Annotated in this window: 22 protein-coding genes; 7 read left to right on the top strand and 15 right to left on the bottom strand. The window is 63.8% G+C overall.

The window, feature by feature from the left end:
• Window positions 1–154: 154 nt before the first annotated feature.
• From AC07OK_RS29650 to ugpQ, 6 genes are all read right to left on the bottom strand, one after another.
• Window positions 155–1945 (bottom strand): acyl-CoA dehydrogenase, encoded by a 1791-nt coding sequence (locus tag AC07OK_RS29650; protein WP_494693635.1) that lies wholly within the window; start codon window positions 1943–1945, stop codon window positions 155–157.
• Window positions 1946–2020: 75 nt separating this feature from the next.
• Window positions 2021–2953 carry an electron transfer flavoprotein subunit alpha/FixB family protein gene (locus AC07OK_RS29645; protein WP_494693634.1) on the bottom strand — a complete coding sequence of 311 codons (933 nt, stop codon included), beginning with the start codon at window positions 2951–2953 and terminating at the stop codon, window positions 2021–2023.
• Window positions 2954–2963: 10 nt separating this feature from the next.
• Window positions 2964–3713: an electron transfer flavoprotein subunit beta/FixA family protein gene (locus AC07OK_RS29640; RefSeq protein WP_020705405.1), complete on the bottom strand. Its 750-nt coding sequence runs from the start codon at window positions 3711–3713 to the stop codon at window positions 2964–2966.
• A gap of 175 nt (window positions 3714–3888) precedes the next feature.
• Entirely contained in the window at window positions 3889–4146 is a 258-nt protein-coding gene (locus tag AC07OK_RS29635) for a sulfurtransferase TusA family protein (protein WP_008445984.1), read from the bottom strand.
• Between the two features lie 201 nt (window positions 4147–4347).
• Window positions 4348–6957, bottom strand: a complete 2610-nt coding sequence (gene alaS, locus AC07OK_RS29630; RefSeq protein ID WP_494693633.1) for an alanine--tRNA ligase — start codon at window positions 6955–6957, stop codon at window positions 4348–4350.
• A gap of 67 nt (window positions 6958–7024) precedes the next feature.
• On the bottom strand, window positions 7025–7777 hold the full coding sequence (gene ugpQ / locus AC07OK_RS29625; protein WP_494693632.1) for a glycerophosphodiester phosphodiesterase: 753 nt from the start codon (window positions 7775–7777) through the stop codon (window positions 7025–7027).
• A 106-nt stretch (window positions 7778–7883) separates the two neighbouring features.
• Here ugpQ and AC07OK_RS29620 point away from each other — a divergent pair, with 106 nt between their 5' ends.
• The 3 genes from AC07OK_RS29620 to AC07OK_RS29610 are packed head-to-tail and all read left to right on the top strand — an operon-like array spanning window position 7884 to window position 10687.
• Window positions 7884–8624, top strand: a complete 741-nt coding sequence (locus AC07OK_RS29620) for a M48 family metalloprotease (protein ID WP_494693631.1) — start codon at window positions 7884–7886, stop codon at window positions 8622–8624.
• 36 nt (window positions 8625–8660) lie between these two features.
• Complete coding sequence (locus tag AC07OK_RS29615) at window positions 8661–9890, top strand: CaiB/BaiF CoA transferase family protein (RefSeq protein ID WP_494693630.1); 1230 nt, start codon at window positions 8661–8663, stop codon at window positions 9888–9890.
• On the top strand, window positions 9890–10687 hold the full coding sequence (locus AC07OK_RS29610) for a hypothetical protein (protein WP_494693629.1): 798 nt from the start codon (window positions 9890–9892) through the stop codon (window positions 10685–10687). The genes AC07OK_RS29615 and AC07OK_RS29610 overlap by 1 nt, the downstream gene beginning before the upstream one ends.
• Here AC07OK_RS29610 and AC07OK_RS29605 read toward each other — a convergent pair.
• The 4 genes from AC07OK_RS29605 to AC07OK_RS29590 all read right to left on the bottom strand — a co-directional run bounded on the left by AC07OK_RS29605 (window position 10676) and on the right by AC07OK_RS29590 (window position 12345).
• Entirely contained in the window at window positions 10676–10831 is a 156-nt protein-coding gene (locus tag AC07OK_RS29605) for a hypothetical protein (protein WP_494693628.1), read from the bottom strand. The two genes, AC07OK_RS29610 and AC07OK_RS29605, sit on opposite strands and share 12 nt — an antisense overlap.
• Window positions 10828–11079 carry a hypothetical protein gene (locus AC07OK_RS29600; protein WP_494693627.1) on the bottom strand — a complete coding sequence of 84 codons (252 nt, stop codon included), beginning with the start codon at window positions 11077–11079 and terminating at the stop codon, window positions 10828–10830. Before AC07OK_RS29600 ends, AC07OK_RS29605 begins: the two co-directional genes overlap by 4 nt.
• Before the next feature lie 42 nt (window positions 11080–11121).
• Complete coding sequence (locus AC07OK_RS29595) at window positions 11122–11457, bottom strand: hypothetical protein (protein ID WP_051108152.1); 336 nt, start codon at window positions 11455–11457, stop codon at window positions 11122–11124.
• 129 nt (window positions 11458–11586) lie between these two features.
• Window positions 11587–12345 carry a DUF1223 domain-containing protein gene (locus AC07OK_RS29590; RefSeq protein ID WP_494693626.1) on the bottom strand — a complete coding sequence of 253 codons (759 nt, stop codon included), beginning with the start codon at window positions 12343–12345 and terminating at the stop codon, window positions 11587–11589.
• A 151-nt stretch (window positions 12346–12496) separates the two neighbouring features.
• Here AC07OK_RS29590 and AC07OK_RS29585 point away from each other — a divergent pair, with 151 nt between their 5' ends.
• Window positions 12497–13105 (top strand): hypothetical protein, encoded by a 609-nt coding sequence (locus AC07OK_RS29585; protein WP_494693625.1) that lies wholly within the window; start codon window positions 12497–12499, stop codon window positions 13103–13105.
• Here the strand turns inward: AC07OK_RS29585 and AC07OK_RS29580 are convergent, their stop codons facing one another.
• Window positions 13106–14356, bottom strand: coding sequence for an MFS transporter (locus AC07OK_RS29580; RefSeq protein WP_494693624.1), 1251 nt, complete (start codon window positions 14354–14356; stop codon window positions 13106–13108).
• A 105-nt stretch (window positions 14357–14461) separates the two neighbouring features.
• On the opposite strand from AC07OK_RS29580, the gene AC07OK_RS29575 reads away from it, so the two are divergent.
• Window positions 14462–15355, top strand: coding sequence for a LysR family transcriptional regulator (locus AC07OK_RS29575; protein ID WP_332854625.1), 894 nt, complete (start codon window positions 14462–14464; stop codon window positions 15353–15355).
• Here the strand turns inward: AC07OK_RS29575 and AC07OK_RS29570 are convergent.
• Genes AC07OK_RS29570 through AC07OK_RS29555 form a run of 4 tightly spaced genes read right to left on the bottom strand, consistent with a single transcriptional unit; the run spans window position 15352 to window position 17843 of the window.
• On the bottom strand, window positions 15352–16224 hold the full coding sequence (locus AC07OK_RS29570) for a hypothetical protein (RefSeq protein ID WP_494693623.1): 873 nt from the start codon (window positions 16222–16224) through the stop codon (window positions 15352–15354). The genes AC07OK_RS29575 and AC07OK_RS29570 overlap by 4 nt on opposite strands.
• A 14-nt stretch (window positions 16225–16238) precedes the next feature.
• A complete protein-coding gene (locus tag AC07OK_RS29565) occupies window positions 16239–17015 on the bottom strand; it encodes a hypothetical protein (RefSeq protein ID WP_494693622.1) in 777 nt (258 codons plus the stop codon).
• A gap of 2 nt (window positions 17016–17017) precedes the next feature.
• A complete protein-coding gene (locus AC07OK_RS29560) occupies window positions 17018–17521 on the bottom strand; it encodes a hypothetical protein (protein ID WP_494693621.1) in 504 nt (167 codons plus the stop codon).
• 28 nt (window positions 17522–17549) lie between these two features.
• A complete protein-coding gene (locus AC07OK_RS29555; RefSeq protein ID WP_020705392.1) occupies window positions 17550–17843 on the bottom strand; it encodes a J domain-containing protein in 294 nt (97 codons plus the stop codon).
• A 167-nt stretch (window positions 17844–18010) separates the two neighbouring features.
• Here AC07OK_RS29555 and AC07OK_RS29550 point away from each other — a divergent pair, with 167 nt between their 5' ends.
• Together AC07OK_RS29550 and AC07OK_RS29545 are read left to right on the top strand one after the other, a co-directional pair.
• Window positions 18011–19777, top strand: coding sequence for a glutamine--tRNA ligase/YqeY domain fusion protein (locus AC07OK_RS29550; protein ID WP_494693620.1), 1767 nt, complete (start codon window positions 18011–18013; stop codon window positions 19775–19777).
• A 192-nt stretch (window positions 19778–19969) separates the two neighbouring features.
• Window positions 19970–21811: a CHASE domain-containing protein gene (locus AC07OK_RS29545; RefSeq protein WP_494693619.1), complete on the top strand. Its 1842-nt coding sequence runs from the start codon at window positions 19970–19972 to the stop codon at window positions 21809–21811.
• Window positions 21812–21923 lie beyond the last annotated feature (112 nt).

Below are 21923 nucleotides of genomic sequence, written 5' to 3'. Positions count from 1 at the left end.
GCCCGGCCGCACCTACCTCCTTATTATCCAATGGAGATGCGGTATGCTCAATATACGAAGTCTGACATTCGGACACGAGCCCTACCGTAAGCGGCCGCTTACGGTAGGGCTCGTGTCCGAATGTCAGACTGAACCCCGTGGTTTTAAGACGCGTTTAGAACTGGTCTTCGCTCAAGGCCAGCACGCCGGCGCTGCCGTCGATGATGGCGATGCGCAGGCTAGCCGCTTGCGACAGGATGTGGTCGGCGAAGAAGCGCGCGGTGGCGATCTTGGCCTTGTAGAAGCTGGCGTCGCCTTCGTTGGCATCCAGCTTCTGCTGCGCCACCAGCGCCGCGCGCGCCATCTGCCAGCCACCCAGCACCAGGCCGGCCAGCTTCAGATACAGCACGCTGCCGGCGAACACGCCCTTGATGTCGCTCTTCATATTGGCGACCACATAGTCCACCACCGCTTCCAGGTCCTTGCTGCCGGACGACAGTTGCGCCAGGATGGCCTTGAAGTCGGCATGGTCCACCGCGGCCAGCTGCGCCTCGGTCGCGCGCACCTGGGCGATGATACCCTTGGCCACGGCGCCGCCGTCGCGCACGGTCTTGCGGCCGACCAGGTCGTTGGCCTGGATCGCGGTCGTGCCCTCGTAGATCGTCAAGATCTTCGAATCGCGATAGTGCTGCGCCGCGCCGGTCTCTTCGATGAAGCCCATGCCGCCGTGCACCTGCACGCCGTCGCGGGTCACGTCCTGCGACATTTCGGTCGACCAGCCCTTGATCACCGGCACCAGATACTCGTACACCGCCAGATTGGCCTTGCGCACCTCGGCATCGGCGTGGCTGTGCGCCACGTCGCTGATGCCGGCGCCGACATAGGCCAGCGCACGCGCCGCCTCCGTCTGCGAACGCATGGACATCAACATGCGGCGCACGTCCGGATGGTGAATGATCGATACCGGACCGGCCGAACCGGCCAGGTCGCGCGACTGCACGCGGTCCTTGGCGAAGGCCACAGCCTTCTGGTAAGCGCGCTCGGCCAGGCCGATGCCCTGCAGGCCGACGCCGAAGCGGGCCGCGTTCATCATGATGAACATGTATTCCAGGCCGCGGTTCTCTTCGCCCACCAGCGTGCCGATGGCGCCGCCGTGGTCGCCGAATTGCAGCACGGCGGTCGGGCTGGCCTTGATGCCCAGCTTGTGCTCGATCGACACGCAATGCGCATCGTTGCGCGCACCCAGCGTGCCGTCGGCGTTGACCAGGAACTTGGGCACGATGAACAGCGAAATGCCCTTCACGCCAGCAGGCGCGTCCGGCGTGCGCGCCAGCACCAGGTGCACGATGTTCTCGGTGAAGTCGTGCTCGCCGTAGGTGATGAAGATCTTGGTGCCGAACACCTTGTAGGTGCCGTCGTCCTGCGGCACGGCGCGGGTGCGCACGGCGGCCAGGTCGGAACCGGCCTGCGGCTCGGTCAGGTTCATGGTGCCGGTCCATTTGCCCGACACCAGCTTCTCGAGGTAGATGGCTTTTTGCGCATCGCTGCCGGCGGTCAGCAGCGCTTCGATCGCGCCGTCCGACAGCAGCGCGCACAGCGCGAACGAGATGCTGCCGGCGTTGAGCATTTCAATGCACGGCGTCGCCAGCAGCTTGGGCAGGCCCTGGCCGCCGAATTCCACCGGATGCTGCACGCCCTGCCAGCCAGCCTCGGCAAACGCCTTGAAGGCGTCCTTGAAGCCCTTGGAGGTCGTGACCTGGCCGTCGTGCCAGAAGCTCGGCTCTTTATCGCTCGGATTGTTCAGCGGCGCCACCACGTTGGCGACAAACTTCGCGTTCTCTTCCAGCACGGCTTCGGCCGTGTCCGGGGTCGCGTCTTCATTGCCCGGCAGCGCGTTGACGCCGGCCAGGTCGGCCAGTTCGTTCATCACGAACAGCATGTCTTTCAGGGGTGCTTGATATGGCATCTTATGTCTCCAAGAAAAAGGCCACGGCAATCCGGTCATCCGGATCAGCGTGGCCCTGTATTCATCACGGCTTGATTAGCCCAGTTCTGCAACCAGTTGCGGCACGATGTCGAACAGATCGCCCACGATGCCGTAGTCGGCAACCGAGAAGATCGGCGCTTCAGGATCTTTGTTGATCGCGACGATCACCTTGGAATCCTTCATACCGGCCAAGTGCTGGATCGCGCCCGAGATGCCGACGGCGATGTACAGCGTAGGCGCGACGATCTTGCCGGTCTGGCCGACTTGCCAGTCGTTCGGCACGTAGCCGGCGTCGACTGCTGCGCGCGATGCGCCCATGGCGGCGTTCAGCTTGTCCGCCAGCGGTTCCAGGATCTTGAACGCCTCGCCCGAGCCCATGCCGCGGCCGCCGGAAACGATGATCTTGGCGGCGGTCAGTTCCGGACGGTCCGACTTGGCCAGCTCGCGGCCGACGAAGGCCGATTTGCCGTTGTCGGCAACCGCGGCGACGTTCTCGGTCGCAGCCGAACCACCGGTGGCGGCGGCGGCATCGAAGCCGGTCGAACGCACGGTGATGACCTTGATCTTGTCCGACGATTGCACGTAGGCGATCGCGTTACCGGCGTAGATAGGACGCTCGAAGGTGTCCGGCGAATCGACCTTGGTGATTTCCGAAATCTGCGCAACGTCCAGCTTGGCGGCGACGCGCGGCAGGATGTTCTTGCCGTAGGCGGTGGCCGGAGCCAGGATGTGGCTGTACGAAGCTGCCAGCGCCAGCACCTGCTCGGCGATGTTCTCGGCCAGGCCGTCGGCGAAGTAAGCGGCGTCGGCCACGATGACTTTCGACACGCCGGCGATTTGCGCGGCGGCTGCAGCGGCGGCGCCGGCGTTCGAGCCAGCGACCAGGACGTGCACGTCGCCACCGCATTGGGCTGCGGCGGTAACGGTGTGGAGGGTGCTGCCTTTCAGGCTAGCGTTGTCGTGTTCAGCGATAACTAATGCGACCATGATTTATCCTTTAGATGACTTTGGCTTCGGTGCGCAGTTTTGCGACCAGGGTGGCGACGTCCGGAACCTTGATGCCGGCCGAGCGCTTCGCAGGCTCGACGACTTTCAGGGTTTTCAGACGCGGGGTCACGTCGACGCCCAGGTCTTCTGGCTTGGTCACATCCAGCGGTTTCTTCTTGGCCTTCATGATGTTCGGCAGCGTCACATAGCGTGGCTCGTTCAAACGCAGGTCGGTGGTGATGATCGCAGGCAAGGTCAGCGCCAGGGTTTCCAGGCCGCCGTCCACTTCGCGCGTCACGGTGACTTTGCCGTCTTCCAGCACCACTTTCGACGCGAACGTCGCTTGCGGCCAACCCAGCAGGGCAGCCAGCATCTGGCCGGTCTGGTTCGAGTCATCGTCGATCGCCTGCTTGCCCAGGATGATCAGCTGCGGCTGCTCTTTGTCAGCCAGCGCCTTGAGCAGCTTGGCCACCGCCAGCGGCTCCAGCTCGACGGCGGTTTCCACCAGGATGCCGCGGTCGGCGCCGATCGCCATGCCGGTGCGCAGGGTTTCCTGGCACTGGGTCACGCCGCACGATACGGCGACCACTTCGGTGACTTTGCCGGCTTCCTTGAGGCGCATCGCTTCTTCCAGCGCGATCTCATCGAATGGGTTCATCGACATTTTGACGTTGGCGATATCGACGCCAGTGCCGTCGGACTTGACGCGCACTTTGACGTTGTAGTCGACCACGCGTTTGACGGGTACCAAGACTTTCATAGCTGTGCCTTTGGAAAAATTAAAGAATTCGGGACTAAATTATGTGGGCTAGATTATATGAGAAATTCAGCCTGCACAAGAAAATAAAGCACGATCGTGCGTTTTTTAGCTAGTAGAAATCGTCTAAAAAATAAATCTCTCAGACGATGTTTCTACGGAAAAAGACGCAACAGGCTTATTTGCGCTGCATCAAAAAGACAAATTCGCGGCCGGTCTGGACATGGGACAACAGGGCGTTGCCGGTCTGCTTGGCAAATGCCTGGAAATCGCGCACCGAACCTGGGTCCGTCGCCATGATGCGCAGGACTTCGCCACTTTGCAACTCGGACAAGGCTTTCTTAGCCTTGAGAATCGGCAGCGGACAGTTCAAGCCGCGTGCGTCGAGTTCTTTGTGGAATTCCATGATTTCGTTTTCAAGTATCGTGTCGCTCATCAAGAACCCGCATGTTTTGTTAGGACTGACGTCATACTACTCCAAAACAGATCGAATGACGCGCTGCACCAAAATAGTTCATAGTGCGTTGCAAGTTTGCAACGGGAACTGGCAAGTATACAACAGCTCGCTCCAGACAACAACGGCCTGCGTAAGATACGCAGGCCGCATAGTTACTGCTTTACAAGGCTTTTAGGCAACTTAGGCGCGCTCGCCCACCCAGCCCGGAACAGCCAGCAGCGCAGCAGCCAGACCGCTAGGATCGGTACCGCCGGCCTGCGCCATATCAGGGCGTCCGCCGCCTTTTCCGCCCACTTGTTGTGCAACGAAGTTCACCAGCTCGCCCGCCTTGACCTTGGACGTGGCGTCCGCCGTCACGCCCGCGATCAGGCTGACTTTGCCGTCGGCCACGCTGGCCAGCACGATGGCGGCGGTCTTCAGCTTGTCCTTCAGCTTGTCCATGGTTTCGCGCAGGCGGGCCACGTCGGCGCCTTCCAGCACGGCAGCGAGCACCTTGATGCCGTTGACATCGACCGCTTGCGTGACCAGCTCATCGCCCTGGCCCGAAGCCAGTTTCGATTTCAGCGCGGCCAGTTCCTTCTCCAGCGCCTTGACGTTGTCCTGCACCTGGCCGATACGCGCGGTCAGTTCTTCCGGCGTCGACTTCAGCGCGGCCGAAGCTTCCAGCAAGCGGCGGTTCATCGCTTGCACCAGCGCCAGCGCGCCCTCGCCGGTCACGGCTTCGACGCGGCGGATACCCGCTGCGACGCCGCCTTCACCGATAATCTTGAACAGGCCGATGTCGCCGGTGCGATGCACGTGCACACCGCCGCACAGCTCTTTGGACGAGCCGATGTCCAGCACCCGCACTTCGTCGCCGTACTTCTCGCCGAACAGCGCCATCGCGCCATGCTTGACCGCGTCGTCGAAGGACATGTTCTGCGCCTTGGTCGCGTGGTTTTCCAGGATCTCTTTGTTGACCTTGGCTTCCACTTCGGCGATCTGCTCGGCCGTCAGCGGTGCGTTGTGGCTGAAGTCGAAACGGGTCTTGTCGGGATCGACCAGCGAGCCCTTCTGCGCCACGTGCGAACCCAGCACTTCGCGCAGGGCTTTGTGCATCAGGTGGGTGGCCGAGTGGTTGCGGATGGTGCGCGCGCGCTTGGCCTCGTCCACGTTGGCGCTGACCGCGTCACCCACTTTCAGCGAGCCGGTATCCAGCACGCCGTGGTGGCCGAACACGTCGGCCTGGATCTTCAACGTGTCGCTGACGCTGAACTGCGCCGCGCCGGTGCCGATCACGCCCTGGTCGCCGACCTGGCCGCCGGATTCGGCGTAGAACGGCGTGGTATCCAGCACCACGATGCCGGCCTGGCCAGCCTTCAGTTCCTGCACCGGCGTGCCGGCCGCGTACAGCGCGACGATCTTGCTGCTGTGGCTCAGGTTGTCGTAGCCGACGAATTTGTTCTTCTCGCCCGAGTACTCGACCTTGGCGTCCTTGGTGGTCTTGCCGCCTTTGCGCGACAGTTCCTGGCTTTCCTTCAGCGCGACATCGTAGCCGGCCTGGTCGAATTCGATATCGCGTTCGCGGCAGATGTCGGCGGTCAGGTCCGGCGGGAAGCCGTAGGTTTCGTACAGCGTGAAGGCGGTGGCGCCGTCGATGCCCTTGCCGTCCTTGGCCAGCTGGGCTTCCAGCACTTTCATGCCGGTTTCCAGCGTCTCGCCGAAGCGTTCTTCCTCGGCCTTGAGCATCTGGGCCACGCGGTCCTTGGCTTCTTCCAGCTCGGGATAGGCGGCGCCCATCTCGATCGCCAGGTCGGCCACCAGCTTGAAGAAGAACGGCTTGGTCTGGCCCAGCTTGTGGCCGTGACGCAGCGCGCGGCGGATGATGCGGCGCAGGACGTAGGCGCGGCCTTCGCTGCCTGGAATCACGCCGTCGACGATCATGAAGGCGGCGGCGCGGATGTGGTCGGCGATCACGCGCAGCGATTTGTTTTCCAGGTCGGTGGCGCCGGTTTCGCGCGCGGCGGCCTTGATCAGGGCTTGGAACAGGTCGATCTCGTAGTTCGAGTGCACGTGTTGCAGCACGGCGGCCAGGCGTTCCATGCCCATGCCGGTGTCGACGCACGGCTTCGGCAGCTTATGCATCACGCCCGCTTCGTCGCGGTTGAACTGCATGAACACCAGGTTCCAGATTTCGATGAAGCGGTCGCCGTCTTCGTCGGGCGAGCCTGGCGGGCCGCCTGGAATGTCGGCGCCGTGGTCGTAGAAGATCTCGGTGCACGGACCGCATGGGCCGGTGTCGGCCATCTGCCAGAAGTTGTCCGACGCGTAGCGCGCGCCCTTGTTGTCGCCGATGCGGATGATGCGCTCTTGCGGCACGCCCACTTCGTTGGCCCAGATGTCGTAGGCTTCGTCGTCTTCCATGTAGACGGTGACGGTCAGCTTGTCGACCGGCAGGCCGTAGACCTTGGTCAGCAGTTCCCACGCGTAGTTGATGGCGTCGCGCTTGAAGTAGTCGCCGAAGCTGAAGTTGCCCAGCATTTCGAAGAAGGTGTGGTGACGCGCGGTGTAGCCGACGTTTTCCAGGTCGTTGTGCTTGCCGCCGGCGCGCACGCAGCGCTGCACGGAGGTGGCGCGGGTGTACGGACGGCTGTCGGTACCGGTGAACACGTCCTTGAACTGCACCATGCCGCTGTTGGTCAGCAGCAGGGTCGGGTCGTTGCCAGGCACCAGAGAGCTGGAACGGACAATCGAATGACCCTTGGATTCAAAAAACTTGAGGAATTTGTCGCGGATTTCAGATGATTTCATGTCGTAAGCAGTGGTAGCTGGCAAATGCAAAGGGTTGATTATATATGACCGTGAGAGCCACAGGGTCTTAGGAGAAAGTCGGGCCAATTAAATCAATACGGTCGGTGCAGAAGCCGTCCACGCCCCAGGACAGGATCTCCCTGCCCCGCTCTGCATCGTTGACCGTGTAGCAAAACAACCCGTAGCCGGCCGCCTTGATCTGCGCCGCCAGCTCCCGCGTCAGGTGCTTCTGGTTGGTGTGGATGGCCACGGCGTCCAGTTCGCGCGCCTGCGCCTGCCAGTCGGCGGGGATGCGGTCCAGCAGGTAGCCGCGCGGCAGCTCAGGCGCAGCGTCGCGGGCGGCGGCCAGGGCGTCGAAGCTGAACGAGGACAGCAAGGGAACGGCGGCGGTGTCCCCTGCCGCGATCTCGGCCGCATAGTGCTCGCGTGTTATTTTTGCAACCCACTTGCCGGTCTCGCGCTCGAAACCGTCGGCCGGCTTGATTTCCACGTTCATCCAGATGCGTTGCTGCTTGCAATAATCGATGAACTGGGTGAAGAATGGCACCGGCTCATCGCGAAATTGCGGCCCGAACCAGCTGCCCGCGTCCATGCCGGACAGCTCGATGGCGTCGGTCCCGGCCACGCTGCCCTGCCCCGCCACCGTGCGGCCGAACTCGGGATCGTGCATGACCATGCCGATGCCGTCGCGCGACAACATGACGTCGAACTCGACCGCGTGAAAGCCATAGGCCAGGCCGGCGCGCAGGCCGGCGACGGTGTTTTCCGGCGCCAGCGTACCGCCGCCGCGGTGTGCAACGATTTTTGGGTAAGGCCACATGGTGGATGCCTCGAAAGCAGTAATGGACACGATGTCAACATTATCACGAATGCGGGACGCGGCAAATAGGCGGCGGCGCTGGGCAGGCCGGCTGCTGCTGCCGACGTTGCTGGTATTGCTCGCGCTGCTGGCCGGCGCGCCCGCCGCCGTGTCCGCGCAGGACGCCGCCTTGACCCAGCAACTGGTCATCGCCCGCGCCGCCCAGGTGTACGCCGCCCGCCTGGACGAGCATGTGCTGGACGGCGACGCCCGCTTCACCGCCCGCGTCAACGCCGTCGCCGCGACGCTGATCGCCCGCGCCAGGCGCGACTATCCCGACACGGCAAGCTGGGCTTGGGAAGTCCACACCACCAACGATCCCGACCAGAACGCCGACTGCATGGCGGGCGGCAAAATCCTGGTCAGCCAGGCCTATGTGCAGCGGCTGGAACTGGGCGACGCCGAGCTGGCCATGCTGCTGGCCCACGAAATCGAGCACGCCGCCCTGCATCACAACCTGAAGGAGTACGAGCAGGCGCTGAAGCTGGCGCCGCGCTGGGCCGGGCGCCCCTTCCTGGAACTGGAACACGCGGTCGACCACGACAGCGAGCTGATCGACCAGCTGGCGCCCACCAACTACGCCCAGGAAGTCGAAGCCGACCGCGAAGGCATGCTGCTGGCCTGGCGCGCCGGCTGGCCGGCGGCGCAGTTGGCGGGCTATTTCAAGAAAATGTACCGGGGCAGCGTACATCCGCGCCGCAGCAAGCCCGACTACCCATCGCCGCAGCTGCGCTGGCAGGCCGCGCGCGAACTGGCCGCCACCTTGCAAAAAAATTATGTGCAAGCGCCGATTGAGCCACTACACTAGCGGCCTGATCGGATTACTCAAAAGGTTACACTCATCATGACAGCTCCAAAAGCGCTAGGCCACATCCGCGTCCTCGACCTCAGCCGCGTGTTGGCGGGACCGTGGTGCTCGCAGAATCTGGCCGACCTCGGCGCCGACGTCATCAAGATCGAACGGCCCGGCAGCGGCGACGACACCCGCGCCTGGGGCCCGCCGTACGCCAAGGACGCCGAAGGCCAGGACACCACCGAAGCGGCCTACTACCTGGCCGCCAACCGCGGCAAGCGCTCGGTCACGATCGACATCGCCAGCGCCGACGGCCAGGCATTGATCCGCGAACTGGCCAGCCACTGCGACGTGGTGCTGGAAAACTTCAAGGTCGGCCAGCTCAAGCGCTACGGTCTCGACTATGAATCGCTGAAGGCCATCAAGCCCGACCTGGTCTACTGCTCGGTGACCGGCTTCGGCCAGGACGGCCCGTACGCGCACCGCGCCGGCTACGACTTCCTGATCCAGGGCATGGGCGGCCTGATGTCCGTCACCGGCGAGCGCGACGACCTGCCCGGCGGCGGCCCGCAGAAAGCCGGCGTGGCGCTGACCGACCTGATGACCGGCATGTACGCCACCATCGCCATCCTCGCCGCGCTGACCCACCGCGACCGCAGCGGCGAAGGCCAGTACATCGACATGGCGCTGCTGGACGTGCAGGTGGCGATGCTGGCCAATATGGGCAGCAACTACCTCAACAGCGGCAAGCCGCCCAAGCGCTGGGGCAACGCGCATCCGAACATCGTGCCGTACCAGACCTTCCAGTGCGCGGACGGCTACATCATCGTCGCCACCGGCAACGACGGCCAGTACCAGAAGTTTGTCGAAACGGGCGGCCGCGCCGACCTGGCCACGCACGAACGCTACGCCACCAACCCGCTGCGCGTGCAGCATCGCGACGAACTGGTGCCGCTGCTGGCCGAGATGGTGCTGGCGCAGCCGCGCGATTTCTGGATCGACCAGCTGGAAGCGGTCGGCGTGCCGTGCGGCCCGATCAACAACCTCGACGACGTCTACAAGAACCCGCAAGTGCTGGCGCGCGAACTGGTGATGGAGGTGCCGCATCCGACGGCCGGCAGCACGAAGCTGGTGCGCAGTCCGATGAAGATGTCGCTCACGCCGACCGACAACGCGGTCGCGCCGCCGCTGCTGGGCCAGCACACCGACGAGATCCTGCGCGGCCTGCTGGGCCAGAGCGACAACGATATCGCCGCCTTGCGCGCGCAGGGCGTGCTGTGATGGACAAGCTGATCGCGGAACTGCAGCGGCTGTACCTGCTCGACGACCAGGAGTGCTTCCCGGCCGGCGCGCTGACGCCGGAGATGCTGGCGCAGCACCTGGGCGGCGAGAAGACCGGCGCCATCAACCTGGTCTCGGACAACGGCCTGGTGCGCGCGCTGATCATCGACTTCACCCGCATGGGCGACGCCCCGGCCCTGCAGCACTGGGATCGCCTGTGCGGCGTGGCGAACGCGCTGCAAGATCAATTGAGCCTGCCGGCGCCGGCGGTGAGCATCAGCGGCGGCAATGGTTATTCCTTGTGGCTGTCGCTGACGACGTCGGTGCCGCTGAATCAGGCCCAGCAGTTCCTGCACCTGCTGCGCAAGACCTACTTCCCCGACATCCCGAACGAAGAGATCGGCCTGCGTCCCGACACCCTGACCAGCACGACGGCCGAGCTGCCACCTTGTCTGCATATGGCCAGCGGCACCTGGGCCGCGTTCATCAACCCCGGCATGGGCGCCTCGTTTGCCGACGAATCGGGATTGGAAATGATGCCGCCCTACGCCGCGCAAGCTGCGTTCCTGGAGGGGCTGCAGAGCATCAGCGACAAGCAGTTCACGCACGCCATCACCACCATGCACCCGCCACACGGCAAGGAGCGTCCGCACAAACCGGCGGTGCCGGCAGCGCATGTCGTCCCGGCCGGCCTGCTGTTGAAAGACGCGACGCTGGAAGACATCATCCAGCACCTGCACGCCAAAAACATCGAGCCGACGTTCCGGCATGTGATTCCAAAAGACTCAGTCTTTTGAACGTTTCCGCTCGCGCTCGGAGCGGATCATTTCTGCCTTGATGGCCCGGATGGCACCGGTAATTGGAAGAAAATAACGGTGCAAGCTCTTCCAGAACATGCGCCGTGCATAACTTTGTTCTTTAATGTTCGCAGAATCGTTCATTTTCGAAGTCCTCTCACAAACTCCCAGCTAGTGAAAAGCAAAGAGACAAAAAATAATATCATGTCCAGCGTGAGCATGCCGTGTGCACTCCACGCGATCATCTTGTAAGTAAAATCAGCGACACCGATAAGCTTTACCCATTGAGACAACAAGTCCAACGTAACAGCCGCCGCGATCAATACCAGGAAGAAGGCCAAACTGTAAAGTAAGACAACAATTTGGTCCTTGATTGCTTCTTTATGGTTCATAGCGTTCACAGGCCGCCGCGAAGGCGGCCCGCCTCCGTGTAGTTACGAACTGATGCGCATGTCCCGCTTGAGCTCCAGGACTTGCCCATGCATATAGCTCACCGCGCCGCGCATGTGCGACGACAGATGCGGGACGTTGATGCAGACCTGCCGGGCACGCTCGGACAGCCGCTCCATTTCGCGCACCAGCTTGTGGATGCGCAGCTGGTCCTGGGACAACAGCACCTCCTTCGCCGTATCGGATTGCCGGTCCAATCGCTGAATACTGTCGCGCAGTTCGCCGGGCACCTGGCGTTCCGCCGAACAGGCTTGCGCAGCCTGCCCTATCGCTTGTTCTAACAAATGAAACCGATGTTGGATGTCGTTCGCTTGCAGCATGATGTCTCCCTCCTCTGTTTTCTCCGGCACAGACGTGCCAAGGAAGTTCGACAGTGGAGGCCGCCGCCGGTTTCGGCAGGCGGAACGCTAACCCATGGAGCGCTGATGCAGATCAGTGCGCGGCCACATTTAGCCGCCGCAAACCGGCAATGACATTGCCTGTAACACCTCACCCTTGTCCGTTTGCACGAAAGCGCTGATGCCCAGCCGCTTGGCCGCAGCACCGGCCGGCAGCGCCAGCGTCCGGCTGACAACCGCGCCACCCGACATCAACGGCACCGGCGCCAACCACTCGCGCACCACGAAGTCATGTCGCAACAAGCGGCCGCTGTTCTCGCCCGCCTTCACCTGGCTGGCCACACCGTTCTCGACCAACGCGACGAACAGCTTGCCTTCATGCGCCGACCTGGCCGTCACGCTGACCGCCAGCCCGCCCGCGCTGGCCGCGTCCAGCGTGATGCCGATATCGGCCTGCGCCGCCAAGCCATTGATGCGCTTGACCGTGTCGGCCACACCGCGCGGCCAGCCGCGCTGCTCCTTGCCGCCGACAAAAATCTCCGGCGTGTAGATGGTGCGCGAGCCGGCCAAGTCGCTCAGCCAGCGCTGGCGGTCGGTGAAGGTCTTGCTGGAGAACGGATCCTTCCAGCCGATGTAGTTCCAGTAGTCGACATGTTCGGACAACAGCACCGCCTGTTGCTCCGTCACGCCGTCCGCGCGCAAGCCGCTGACATAGCGGTCGGCCGGCGGACAGCTGCTGCATCCCTCGGAGGTGTACAACTCCAGTAAGGCAATGCGGTAGGCCGGGCTCTGCGCGCTGCAACCGGCGGCCAGCGCCGGCGGAATATTGAGCGCAGCCGCGGCGGCCAGGCTCAGGATTAAATGTTTCACGGCGTCTCCAAAGCGATCAGTAATGCACCTTGGTCGCGCCGCCGCCGGCAACCTTACAGGCTTTGTAAGGACTTGTGACAAAATCAACAAATATCCAATTTACAAGTTATCCTGCGGCATGCCCAGATATCGACCACGCCACCTGCCGGGAATGCTCATCACCGGATTGCTGCATATAGCGATCATCTACGCATTCACGCAGCGCCAGCATGCCGCCGATATCCCACGCGTGCCGCGCGAGGCGATGCAGTGGCTGCTGCCGATGGCCCGGCCCGCAGTCAAGAACCCGCCCAAGCCGCAGGTCAAATCCGAGCCCCAGGCCAAAGTCGCGCCAGCGCCGAAAGCCATCACGCCTCCAACAGCCGACGTAAGCCCGCCGACAGCCGAGCCAACGCCAGCCAGCATCCCCGACGATCCCTTCGCCCAGGCGCCGGCCGCGCAACGCCCGCCAAGCGCCAGCGACATCCTGAGCCAGGCCAGGCTGGACGTGAGAAAAATCGACAAGGAGTTGCGCGCCGCCTATCCCGAGCGCGCCCCGGTGCCGCCGCCGGACAGCAAACAGGCCCGCCTGGAACGCGGCATCAACGCCGCGCATGAAGCGGTGCCGCCGAAGTGGTACCAGCCCGCCAGGATCATCGAGCTGAGCACACCAGACGGCGAGAACAAGACACGCACCTACAAAATCGTCACCGCTATCGTCACCTACTGCATCAACATCCGCCCCGACGGCAAGAAGTCGTACACCAACTGTCCGAATTGACTAGCGTTCGGCCTGCCCCAGCGGCGCCAGGCGACGCAGGCGCAAGGCCACCATGAAGGCCAGGCCGAGAAAGCCGCTCAGCACCAGCACCACGCCCGGCCAGCCTTCGCGCCCCCACATCACGCCGGTGGCCGAACCGACCACGCTGGAACCGAGGTAATAGAAGAACAGATACAGCGCCGACGCCAGCGCCTTGTTGGTGGTGGCGCGCCGCCCCACCCAGCTGCTGGCGATCGAGTGCGAGGCGAAGAAGCCGTAGGTGAACATCGCCACGCCAAACACGATCAGCGGCAAGCAGTTCGACAAGGTCAGCAGCAAGCCGGCGATCATGATGGTCATCACCGCCCACAGCACATGACGGCGGCCGTAACGGTCAGCCAGGCGCCCGGCCCACACCGAGCCATAAATCCCCAGCAGATACAGAAACGACACCGCGCCCACCAGGCTCTGGCTCAGATGGAACGGCGCCGCCAGCAGCCGATAAGCGATGTAGTTGTACAGGCTGATAAAACTCCCCATCAGCAGGAAGGACAGCGAAAACAACCACGGCAAGCCGGCATCGGACAGATGCAGGCTGAAGCCGGCCGGGAAAGTGCGCCAGCCGCTGCGCACCGCCACGAAATGGCGCGACGCCGGCAGCGAACGCCAGAACTCCCAGGCCGCCAGCAGCCCGGCCACGCCCACCGCCGCCAACGCCATCCGCCACGAAAAATGATCGCTCAGCACCGACGCGATCACCCGCCCCGACATGCCGCCAAACGCACTGCCGCTGATGTACAGCCCCATCGACAAGCCCAGCGAGCTCGGTTCCATCTCCTCGCCCAGATAGGCCATGGCGATCGCCGGCATGCCGCCCAGCGCCACGCCCAGCGTGGCGCGCATCAGCAGCAACTGCGAGTAACTCTGCGCAAACGCGCACAAGATCGTCAGCAGCGCCGAGATCACCATCGCCGCCACCATCAGCGGCTTGCGCCCCAGCCGTTCCGACACCGCGCTCGACGCCACCAGCGACACCGCCAGCGCCCCGGTCGACACCGACAGCACCATGCTGCTCTGCGCCGCGCTCAGCGCGAACTCGTGCGACAGCACCGGCATCAGCGGCTGCACGCTGTACAGCAATGCAAACGCCGAAAAACCGCCGAAGAACAGCGCGCGGCTGCTGCGTTTGAATTCGGGACTGCCGACGGTGATGTGCGGCACAGGGAGGGATGGCGCGGAACAGGCAGGTAGTGCGGCGGCGCTCAACGACATGATGGTTATCTCTTCAGAGGTACGATGTCTTCATCTTAGGATTGCACCGAATCACTGTCCAATATATATTTAAGCCGTTACTCATACTTTAAAAAGATAACAGAGATGGAACTCCGTCACCTGCGCTACTTCGTCGCCGTCGCCGAGGAGCTCAGTTTCACCCGCGCCGCCGAGCGCCTGCACATCGGCCAGCCGCCGCTGAGCCACCAGATCCAGATGCTGGAAGCCGAAGTGGGCGCTCAGCTGCTGGAGCGCAGCAAGCGCTGGGTGCGCCTGACGGAAGCGGGCAAGCTGTTCCTGGACGACGCCCGCCGCGTGCTGTCGCTGTCCGAGCAGGCAGTGCAGACCGCGCGCCGGGCCGAGCGCGGCGAGGCCGGCGAACTGCGGGTCGGCTTCACCTTCTCCACCCCGCTGACGCCGTTGTTCGCGACCGTGGTCAATCGCTACCGCCAGCGCTATCCGGGCGTGACGCTGACCTTGCGCGAGATGTCGACGGTGCCGCAGATCGACGCCATCGCCGCGCGCGAACTGGATCTGGGCTTGGTGCGTCCGCCGGAAGTGGCGGTGACCGATGCGGTCGAGATGACGGTGCTGCGGCACGATCCGCTGACGCTGGTGCTGCCGCTGGGGCATCCCTTGGCGAAAAAGAAGGCGGTCGCCATCAGCGACCTGCAAGGCCTGCCGTTCGTGATGTATCCGAAGACCGCCGGCACCGGGATTTATCCGCAGATTTTCCGGCTGTGCCGGGCGGCCGGCTTCATGCCGACGATCGCGATGGAGGCCAACGAAGCGTCGACCATCATCGGCCTGGTGGCGGCCGGCTGCGGCATCTCGGTCCTGCCGCGTTCGTTCGACATCATCCACATGGGCGGCGTCTGCTACCGCCCGCTGGCCGATCCCGAGGCCAACACCACCTTGCTGCTGGCGCAGCGCAAGGATGAAACCTCGCCGCTGGTGGCGGCCTTCGTCGCGGTGGCGACGGAGGCCGCTGCCGCTTAATTGTAGTCGGCGTCCAACTCGGAGCCGGCGTAGTTTTCCAGTTCCGCGAACAGCGTTTTCATCGCCGTACGGCCCTTGATGTTCTGGATCACCGTGCAGCCGGTGCGATAGCTGGCGATGCGGTCCAGCAGCACCGGGTGATGCTGCACCGGCACCTTGGCCACCAGCGCGGCCCAGCCCTCCTCGTAGTCCGGCTTGGACTTGCGCACCGACTTGACGAAACGCTCGAACTCCTTCTGCCCGGTGCGCGCCACCACGCGGCCGCCGCCTTCGATGGCGAAGATGATGGCCAGCGCGATCACGCCCTCGGCGTTGAGGTCGCTATCGTTGACCGGACCCTCGCTGTGGTGGCGGCGCAGCCAGCCGGCCAGGCGCACCACGGCCTGCACTTCCTTGCGCTGCTTGAGCAGCACTTCGTAGCGCTCCATGCCGTTCCAGTTCTGGTTCGGATCGGTCTGGCACAGGTCGACGAACAGGTCGCGCAGGCGCCGCGCCGAATACACCGGATCGGTATCGTACTCGCCGACCAGGGAGTCCTCCGGCAAGGCCGACAACTCCTTGATCAGGCGGAAGCCGATCTGGAACGCGTGCTCGGCGCCGTGCTCGATCAGGAAGTCCAGCGCCGCGAGGTCGCCCTCGTGCATCAGCGCGTGGTCCAGGCCCAGCGACACGCCGCCCACCGTCAGCTGCAAGGCTTTCTGGATGCCGTCGGCGGTGCGGTCGTTGGTGAACTTCTCGGCCACCATGGCGGTGATGCCGGTCAGTTCATCGGCCAGCGAATAGGCGGCCTCGTCGTCCGGGTGGGCCGCCAGTTGCTGGATGGCGCGGGTCAGGCGCGGTAAATTTTCTACGACAATTGCTGGCAGCATGTATCAGGATTCCATCACGAGAAAATGCCGGTGCCCAGGCTGCGGCGCGAACCAGGCTTGGCGGCACTGCGCGTGGACGGTACCTGCTTGCGCAAGCGGTACAGCAATTCCTTGGTGGAGCGCTGCAGGAAGTTCGGCTCGTCGTCCGGGTCGTCGCTGAACTCGGCGTCGGCCAGGTCGGCGCTGTGGCGGAACTCCGGGAACAGCTCGAACAGCGCGCGGTCCCAGCCGTCTTCCGAGGCTTGCGCCAACAGGATGGCCAGCGGAACCACGTCGTTGTCGGACGAGGTCTGGCCGGTCAGGTACGGGCCCTTGGAGATGATCTCGCCGGCCACTTCCAGGATTTCCTTCGGCGCCATCGAGAACAGAATAGCGAACGCGGTCGAACCGTGGTCGGTGGCCGAGGCGGCCGCCAGCAGTTCCTTGCGGCGCTCTTCGTCGTCGGTGGAAAACACCACGCCGTGGATGTGGGCGAACAGCGACTCGGCGATGCGCTCCGGATCGTCCTCGATCTGGTCGTCCGGCCAGGTCGCGGCGAAGAAGGCCAGGCTGTCGGCCCAGGCCTTGGGCGGCACCAGCAGCGTCGCCAGCGACATCTTGCCGCCGTCGAAGCCGGCCAGGTGCAGCGCCGTCACCTGCGGCGGGATGTTGTTGAGCACTTCCACCACCGCCAGGTCGCCGAACTGGTCGGCCGCCTCGGCGAAGGCTTGCTCGGCGTGGCCCAGCGAACCGGCCAGCACCAGCTCGGTCACTTGCTTGCTCAGCGCCGGCAGATTACTTTTTTCAGTCATGGTTAATCTCCATCCTGATCGAACATCTGGGCGAAGTCGTCGGTCGCCTGGTCTTCGTCGTTGACATCGTCGCCGTCGTCGTTGGCCGACAGCTGGTCCAGCGACTGGTCGTCGTCGTCCCACTTGCGCGGATGCTTGAACAGGAAGGCGGTGATGATGGCCTGGCGGCCCAGGTCCGGCAGGTTCTCTTCCAGCGCCGCGTACATGCGCGCCGCTTCCTCGCCCTTGCAGGTAGCCATCGCGAACACGCGGCCGGCGTCGCCGAACTCGTAGTCTTCCGCCTCGGCCAGCAGGCCTTTCGGATTGTTGAACTCGATGTGATCGACCAGCGCGAAGGCCAGCATGTTGACGTCTTCGATGCCGCCGCCGCTGGCGTACTCGGACACCAGCGCATCGATCATGCGCTGGTAGTTCTTGCGGTCGGGCGGGTCGCCCAGGATGCCATCGATCTGGCCTTCGAGCTCGCGCGATTGATAGGCGAACTCAGGGTGTACTTTTCTAGACATTGCTTGCTTTCTGATGAATGTGGCCGGCTCAGGCCGGTGGCAGCACGGTGCCATGCAGGTTGAACACCGCACGCCACAACTGGTACGCTTCCGCTTCCGGGTCGATGATGATGCGATGGTTCACGCGCTGGTTGTATTCCTCGCGCTTGACCGGATCGGACAGGATTTCATAGGCCTTGGTGATGGCCTTGAAACGCGCTTCCGCGCCGGGCGTCTGGTTGCGGTCCGGGTGGAAGCGCATCGCCAGCGAGCGGTAAATCTTCTTGATCTCGTCGTCGGTGGCGTTAGGCGCGATACCCAGCGTGTTGTAGTAATTTTCCATTTTGGAAACTCCGGGCCGTGATGCCGAAACAATTAAAGACGAATTATACCCGTGTGGCAGCCCCCTTTTCCGCCTCAGGCCGCCGCAACGCAGCATTTCCGCCGCTGTCATAGGGGGGATACGGTAAAATGCCCTTCACTCGAACTTTTGCAAAGCCAACTTTTCAGATGAGCAACGACAAAAACAGCCCAACGCCCGTCCTGACCTCCAATTTCCTGCGCGCCATCGTCGAATCCGACCTGGCGGCCGGCACCCACGTGCGCGAGGGCATGCCGAGCGTGATCACCCGCTTCCCGCCCGAGCCGAACGGCTACCTGCACATCGGCCACGCCAAATCGATCTGCCTGAACTTCGGCCTGGCGCGCGACTACCAGGGCCGCTGCAACCTGCGCTTCGACGACACCAACCCGGCCAAGGAAGAGCAGGAATACGTCGACACCATCATCGACAGCGTCAAATGGCTGGGCTTTGACTACGACTACCCGGCCGCCGACGGCGGCGTCGAGCACCATCTGCACTACGCGTCCGACTACTTCGACCAGCTGTACGCGATGGCCGAGTACCTGATCGAGCAAGGCCATGCCTACGTCGACAGCCAGTCGGCCGACGAGATGGCGGCCAACCGCGGCAATTTCAACACGCCGGGCAAGAATTCGCCGTTCCGCGACCGTCCGGCCGCCGAATCGCTGCAGATCTTCCGCGACATGAAGGCCGGCAAATACGCCGACGGCGAGCACATCCTGCGCGCCAAGACCAGCGCCGACGCGATGTCCTCGCCCAATATGAACCTGCGCGACCCGGCCATCTACCGCATCCGCCACGCCCACCACGTGCGCACCGGCGACGCCTGGTGCATCTACCCGATGTACGACTACACGCATCCGATCTCGGACGCGCTGGAAAACATCACCCATTCGATCTGCACGCTGGAGTTCCAGGATCACCGTCCGTTCTACGACTGGCTGCTGGAAACCCTGTCGGCGGGCGGCTTCTTCAAGCTGCCGGTGCCGCGCCAGTACGAGTTCTCGCGCCTGAACCTGACCTACGTCGTCACCAGCAAGCGCAAGCTGCGCCAGCTGGTGGAAGAAAACATCGTCGACGGCTGGGACGATCCGCGCATGCCGACCATCGTCGGCCTGCGCCGCCGCGGCTACACGCCGGAAGCGATCAAGCTGTTCTGCGAACGCATCGGCGTGACCAAGGCCGACGGCTGGATCGACATGAGCACGCTCGAAGGCTGCATCCGCGAAGACCTGGACCCGAAGGCGCCGCGCGCCACCGCCGTGCTGCGTCCGCTCAAGCTGATCATCGACAACTATCCTGAAGGCCTGAGCGAGGAATGCACGTCGCCGGTCCACCCACACCACCCGGAAATGGGCGTGCGCAGCTTCCCGATCACGCGCGAGCTGTGGATCGAGGAAGAGGACTTCATGGAAGTGCCGAGCAAGGGCTATTTCCGCTATGCGCCGCCGGTCGACGACAAGCCGGGCAGCCGCGTGCGCCTGCGCCACGGCTACGTGACTGAATGCACCGGCTACGACAAGGACGAAAACGGCAAAGTGGTGGCGGTCCACGTCAACTACTTCCCGGATTCGAAATCGGGCACGCCGGGCTCGGACAACTACAAGGTCAAGGGCAACATCCACTGGGTGTCCGCCGCCACCGCGCTGGAAGCCGAAGTGCGCCTGTACGACCGCCTGTTCACCGACGCCAACCCGGACGCCGGCGGCAAGGACTTCATCTCGCTGCTGAACCCGAACGCCAAGGAAGTCATCACCGCCCGGCTGGAGCCGGGCATGAGCGCGGCCCAGCCGGACCAGCGCTTCCAGTTCGAGCGCCACGGCTACTTCGTCGCCGACCGCGTCGATTCCACGCCAGGCAAGCCGGTGTTCAACCGCATCGTCACGCTGAAAGACAGCTGGGTCGCCAAATAAGCGTCGCTGCTACGACCAGCCACAACTGCCAAGGCCGGTGCTTCCCCATGGGAGGCGCCGGCCTTTTGCATCGCCGGCGATGGCAAAACGTCCAGGACAAATAGCAAAATAACAAATTTACTTGACTAGCATCGCTAAAGTTTCCTATATTCAGCCTACATCCGGTCCCAGGAGTTGCTTCAAGCATTCGATATGGTAGCGTTACTTGCGCAAAAACAACTATTCTCCCCGACCAAGCCGGTGTGGTGGGCTGGCGTCCTGCTATCGTTGGGGATCGGTGCGCTGTTCTATGTGATGGTCTACAAAACCATCGAACACGATGCCGCCGAGCGCTTCACGCAGCAGGCCCGCAATGCCCAGTACAACATCACCTCGCGCATCAACGCCTACACCGACGTGCTGCGCGGCACCGCCAGCTTCTTCGACGCCAGCGACCGGGTCGACCGCGCCAGCTTCCACCGCTATGTCAACGGGCTCGACCTGGGGCAGCAATTTCCCGCGCTCGACAACATCAATTTCACCCAGCACGTCACCGACGCCCAGCGCGACGCCTTCGAGCGCGCCGCCGCCCGCAGCGGCGACGGCCAGCCGGACGGCTACCCGAACTTCACCATCAAGCCCGCCGGCCGGCGCGACGAGTATTCGGTGCTGACCATGATCGAGCCCGTCGCCCCCTACCGCCACCGGCTCGGCATCGACATCAGCGCCAGGGAACAGGCCGCGCGCGCCATCGCGCTGGCGCGCGACACCGGCCAGCTGATCACCTCCGGCATGCCGATCGAAAACACCCGCAATTCCCAGGGCTGGGCGCTGGCGATGCGCCTGCCGCTCTACCGCAAGGACGTGTCGCTCAACGACGTCGAACAGCGCCGGGCGGCCTACATCGGCTCGGTGGGCATAGGCTTCAGCGTGCCGCGCCTGGTGCGCGCGGCCATGGACCAGATGCAGGTGCGCGAAGTGCACCTGATGTTGTACGACGATGGCAGGAACGCCGACGGCAGCGTCTCGCCGCTCACCCTGCTGTACGACAACAGCGCCAGCGCGCGCCACACGACGCACCGGGACGACCAGTTCGCCATCGTGCTGCCGCTGGACTTCAACGGCCGCCAGTGGTCGGCCCATTTCAGCGCGCCCAAGACGGTCTGGTACAGCCGCTTCGACGCCTTCCTGCCGTGGCTGGCCATGGCTTGCGGCTTTGTCGGCTCGCTGCTGTTCTACCTGTTGTTCCACACGCTGTCGTCGTCGCGCATGCGCGCCATCAAAATGGCCAAGGCCATGACCAAGGAGCTGCGCGACAGCCAGGCCAAGCTGCAGCTGTCGCACTACAAGCTGCGCCAGCTGGCGGCCCACGCCGACCAGATCAAGGAACAGGAGCGCAAGCGCATCGCCCGCGAAATCCACGACGACCTGGGCCAGAACCTGCTGGTGCTGCGCATCGACGCCGACCTGCTGGCCTCGCGCACCCGGCAAAACCACCCGCGCCTGCACGCGCGCGCGCGCAGCACGCTGACCCAGATCGACAGCACCATCAAGAGCGTGCGCCACATCATCAACGACCTGCGGCCGACCGTGCTGGACCTGGGCTTGAACGCGGCGGTGGAATGGCAGATCGCCCAGTTCCGCCAGCGCTCCGGCATGGTCTGCGAACTGATCGAGCACCAGAGCGACATCCGCATCGACGACCGCTGCGCCACCGCCTTCTTCCGCATATTGCAGGAATCGCTGAGCAACATCTTGCAGCATGCGCGCGCCAGCCTGGTGCGGGTCGAGCTGTGCCAGGCCGGCGGCATGCTCAGCATGACCATCAGCGACAATGGCGTCGGCCTGCGCGAGAGCAGCCGCAACAAGGTCGGCTCCTTCGGCCTGGTCGGCATCGAAGAGCGCATCAGCTTGCTCGGCGGCCATTGCGCCATCACCGGCGGCCACAACGCCGGCACCACGGTAACGATCTCGGTGCCGGTCGACTACGTGCCGCCGCCGGCGGCCGACGACCGCCAGCTCACCGCCCGCCTGGCGGCCGACGCGCCAGCGTAAATGGCCGGGTCCGCGTCAGTGCATTCCCAATACCGTAGGACGTTCCTGATAAAGCTTGAGAAAAATCAAAAGCTCTTCGCTTGCGCTGGGCAAGAATTGCAATTGTTCTATT

This window comes from Duganella sp. GW821-FHT07G03, from assembly GCF_059418605.1.
This window is presented reverse-complemented; position numbering and strand designations above follow the sequence as displayed.

What these genes read in the sequence shown, in the direction of transcription:
- AC07OK_RS29650 (WP_494693635.1), bottom strand. Translation starts at nt 1,945, where the DNA reads ATGCCATATCAAGCACCCCTGAAAGACATGCTGTTCGTGATGAACGAA.
- AC07OK_RS29645 (WP_494693634.1), bottom strand. Translation starts at nt 2,953, where the DNA reads ATGGTCGCATTAGTTATCGCTGAACACGACAACGCTAGCCTGAAAGGC.
- AC07OK_RS29640 (WP_020705405.1), bottom strand. Translation starts at nt 3,713, where the DNA reads ATGAAAGTCTTGGTACCCGTCAAACGCGTGGTCGACTACAACGTCAAA.
- AC07OK_RS29635 (WP_008445984.1), bottom strand. Translation starts at nt 4,146, where the DNA reads ATGAGCGACACGATACTTGAAAACGAAATCATGGAATTCCACAAAGAA.
- alaS (WP_494693633.1), bottom strand. Translation starts at nt 6,957, where the DNA reads ATGAAATCATCTGAAATCCGCGACAAATTCCTCAAGTTTTTTGAATCC.
- ugpQ (WP_494693632.1), bottom strand. Translation starts at nt 7,777, where the DNA reads ATGTGGCCTTACCCAAAAATCGTTGCACACCGCGGCGGCGGTACGCTG.
- AC07OK_RS29615 (WP_494693630.1), top strand. Translation starts at nt 8,661, where the DNA reads ATGACAGCTCCAAAAGCGCTAGGCCACATCCGCGTCCTCGACCTCAGC.
- AC07OK_RS29610 (WP_494693629.1), top strand. Translation starts at nt 9,890, where the DNA reads ATGGACAAGCTGATCGCGGAACTGCAGCGGCTGTACCTGCTCGACGAC.
- AC07OK_RS29605 (WP_494693628.1), bottom strand. Translation starts at nt 10,831, where the DNA reads ATGAACGATTCTGCGAACATTAAAGAACAAAGTTATGCACGGCGCATG.
- AC07OK_RS29600 (WP_494693627.1), bottom strand. Translation starts at nt 11,079, where the DNA reads ATGAACCATAAAGAAGCAATCAAGGACCAAATTGTTGTCTTACTTTAC.
- AC07OK_RS29595 (WP_051108152.1), bottom strand. Translation starts at nt 11,457, where the DNA reads ATGCTGCAAGCGAACGACATCCAACATCGGTTTCATTTGTTAGAACAA.
- AC07OK_RS29585 (WP_494693625.1), top strand. Translation starts at nt 12,497, where the DNA reads ATGCTCATCACCGGATTGCTGCATATAGCGATCATCTACGCATTCACG.
- AC07OK_RS29580 (WP_494693624.1), bottom strand. Translation starts at nt 14,356, where the DNA reads ATGTCGTTGAGCGCCGCCGCACTACCTGCCTGTTCCGCGCCATCCCTC.
- AC07OK_RS29575 (WP_332854625.1), top strand. Translation starts at nt 14,462, where the DNA reads ATGGAACTCCGTCACCTGCGCTACTTCGTCGCCGTCGCCGAGGAGCTC.
- AC07OK_RS29570 (WP_494693623.1), bottom strand. Translation starts at nt 16,224, where the DNA reads ATGCTGCCAGCAATTGTCGTAGAAAATTTACCGCGCCTGACCCGCGCC.
- AC07OK_RS29565 (WP_494693622.1), bottom strand. Translation starts at nt 17,015, where the DNA reads ATGACTGAAAAAAGTAATCTGCCGGCGCTGAGCAAGCAAGTGACCGAG.
- AC07OK_RS29560 (WP_494693621.1), bottom strand. Translation starts at nt 17,521, where the DNA reads ATGTCTAGAAAAGTACACCCTGAGTTCGCCTATCAATCGCGCGAGCTC.
- AC07OK_RS29555 (WP_020705392.1), bottom strand. Translation starts at nt 17,843, where the DNA reads ATGGAAAATTACTACAACACGCTGGGTATCGCGCCTAACGCCACCGAC.
- AC07OK_RS29550 (WP_494693620.1), top strand. Translation starts at nt 18,011, where the DNA reads ATGAGCAACGACAAAAACAGCCCAACGCCCGTCCTGACCTCCAATTTC.
- AC07OK_RS29545 (WP_494693619.1), top strand. Translation starts at nt 19,970, where the DNA reads ATGGTAGCGTTACTTGCGCAAAAACAACTATTCTCCCCGACCAAGCCG.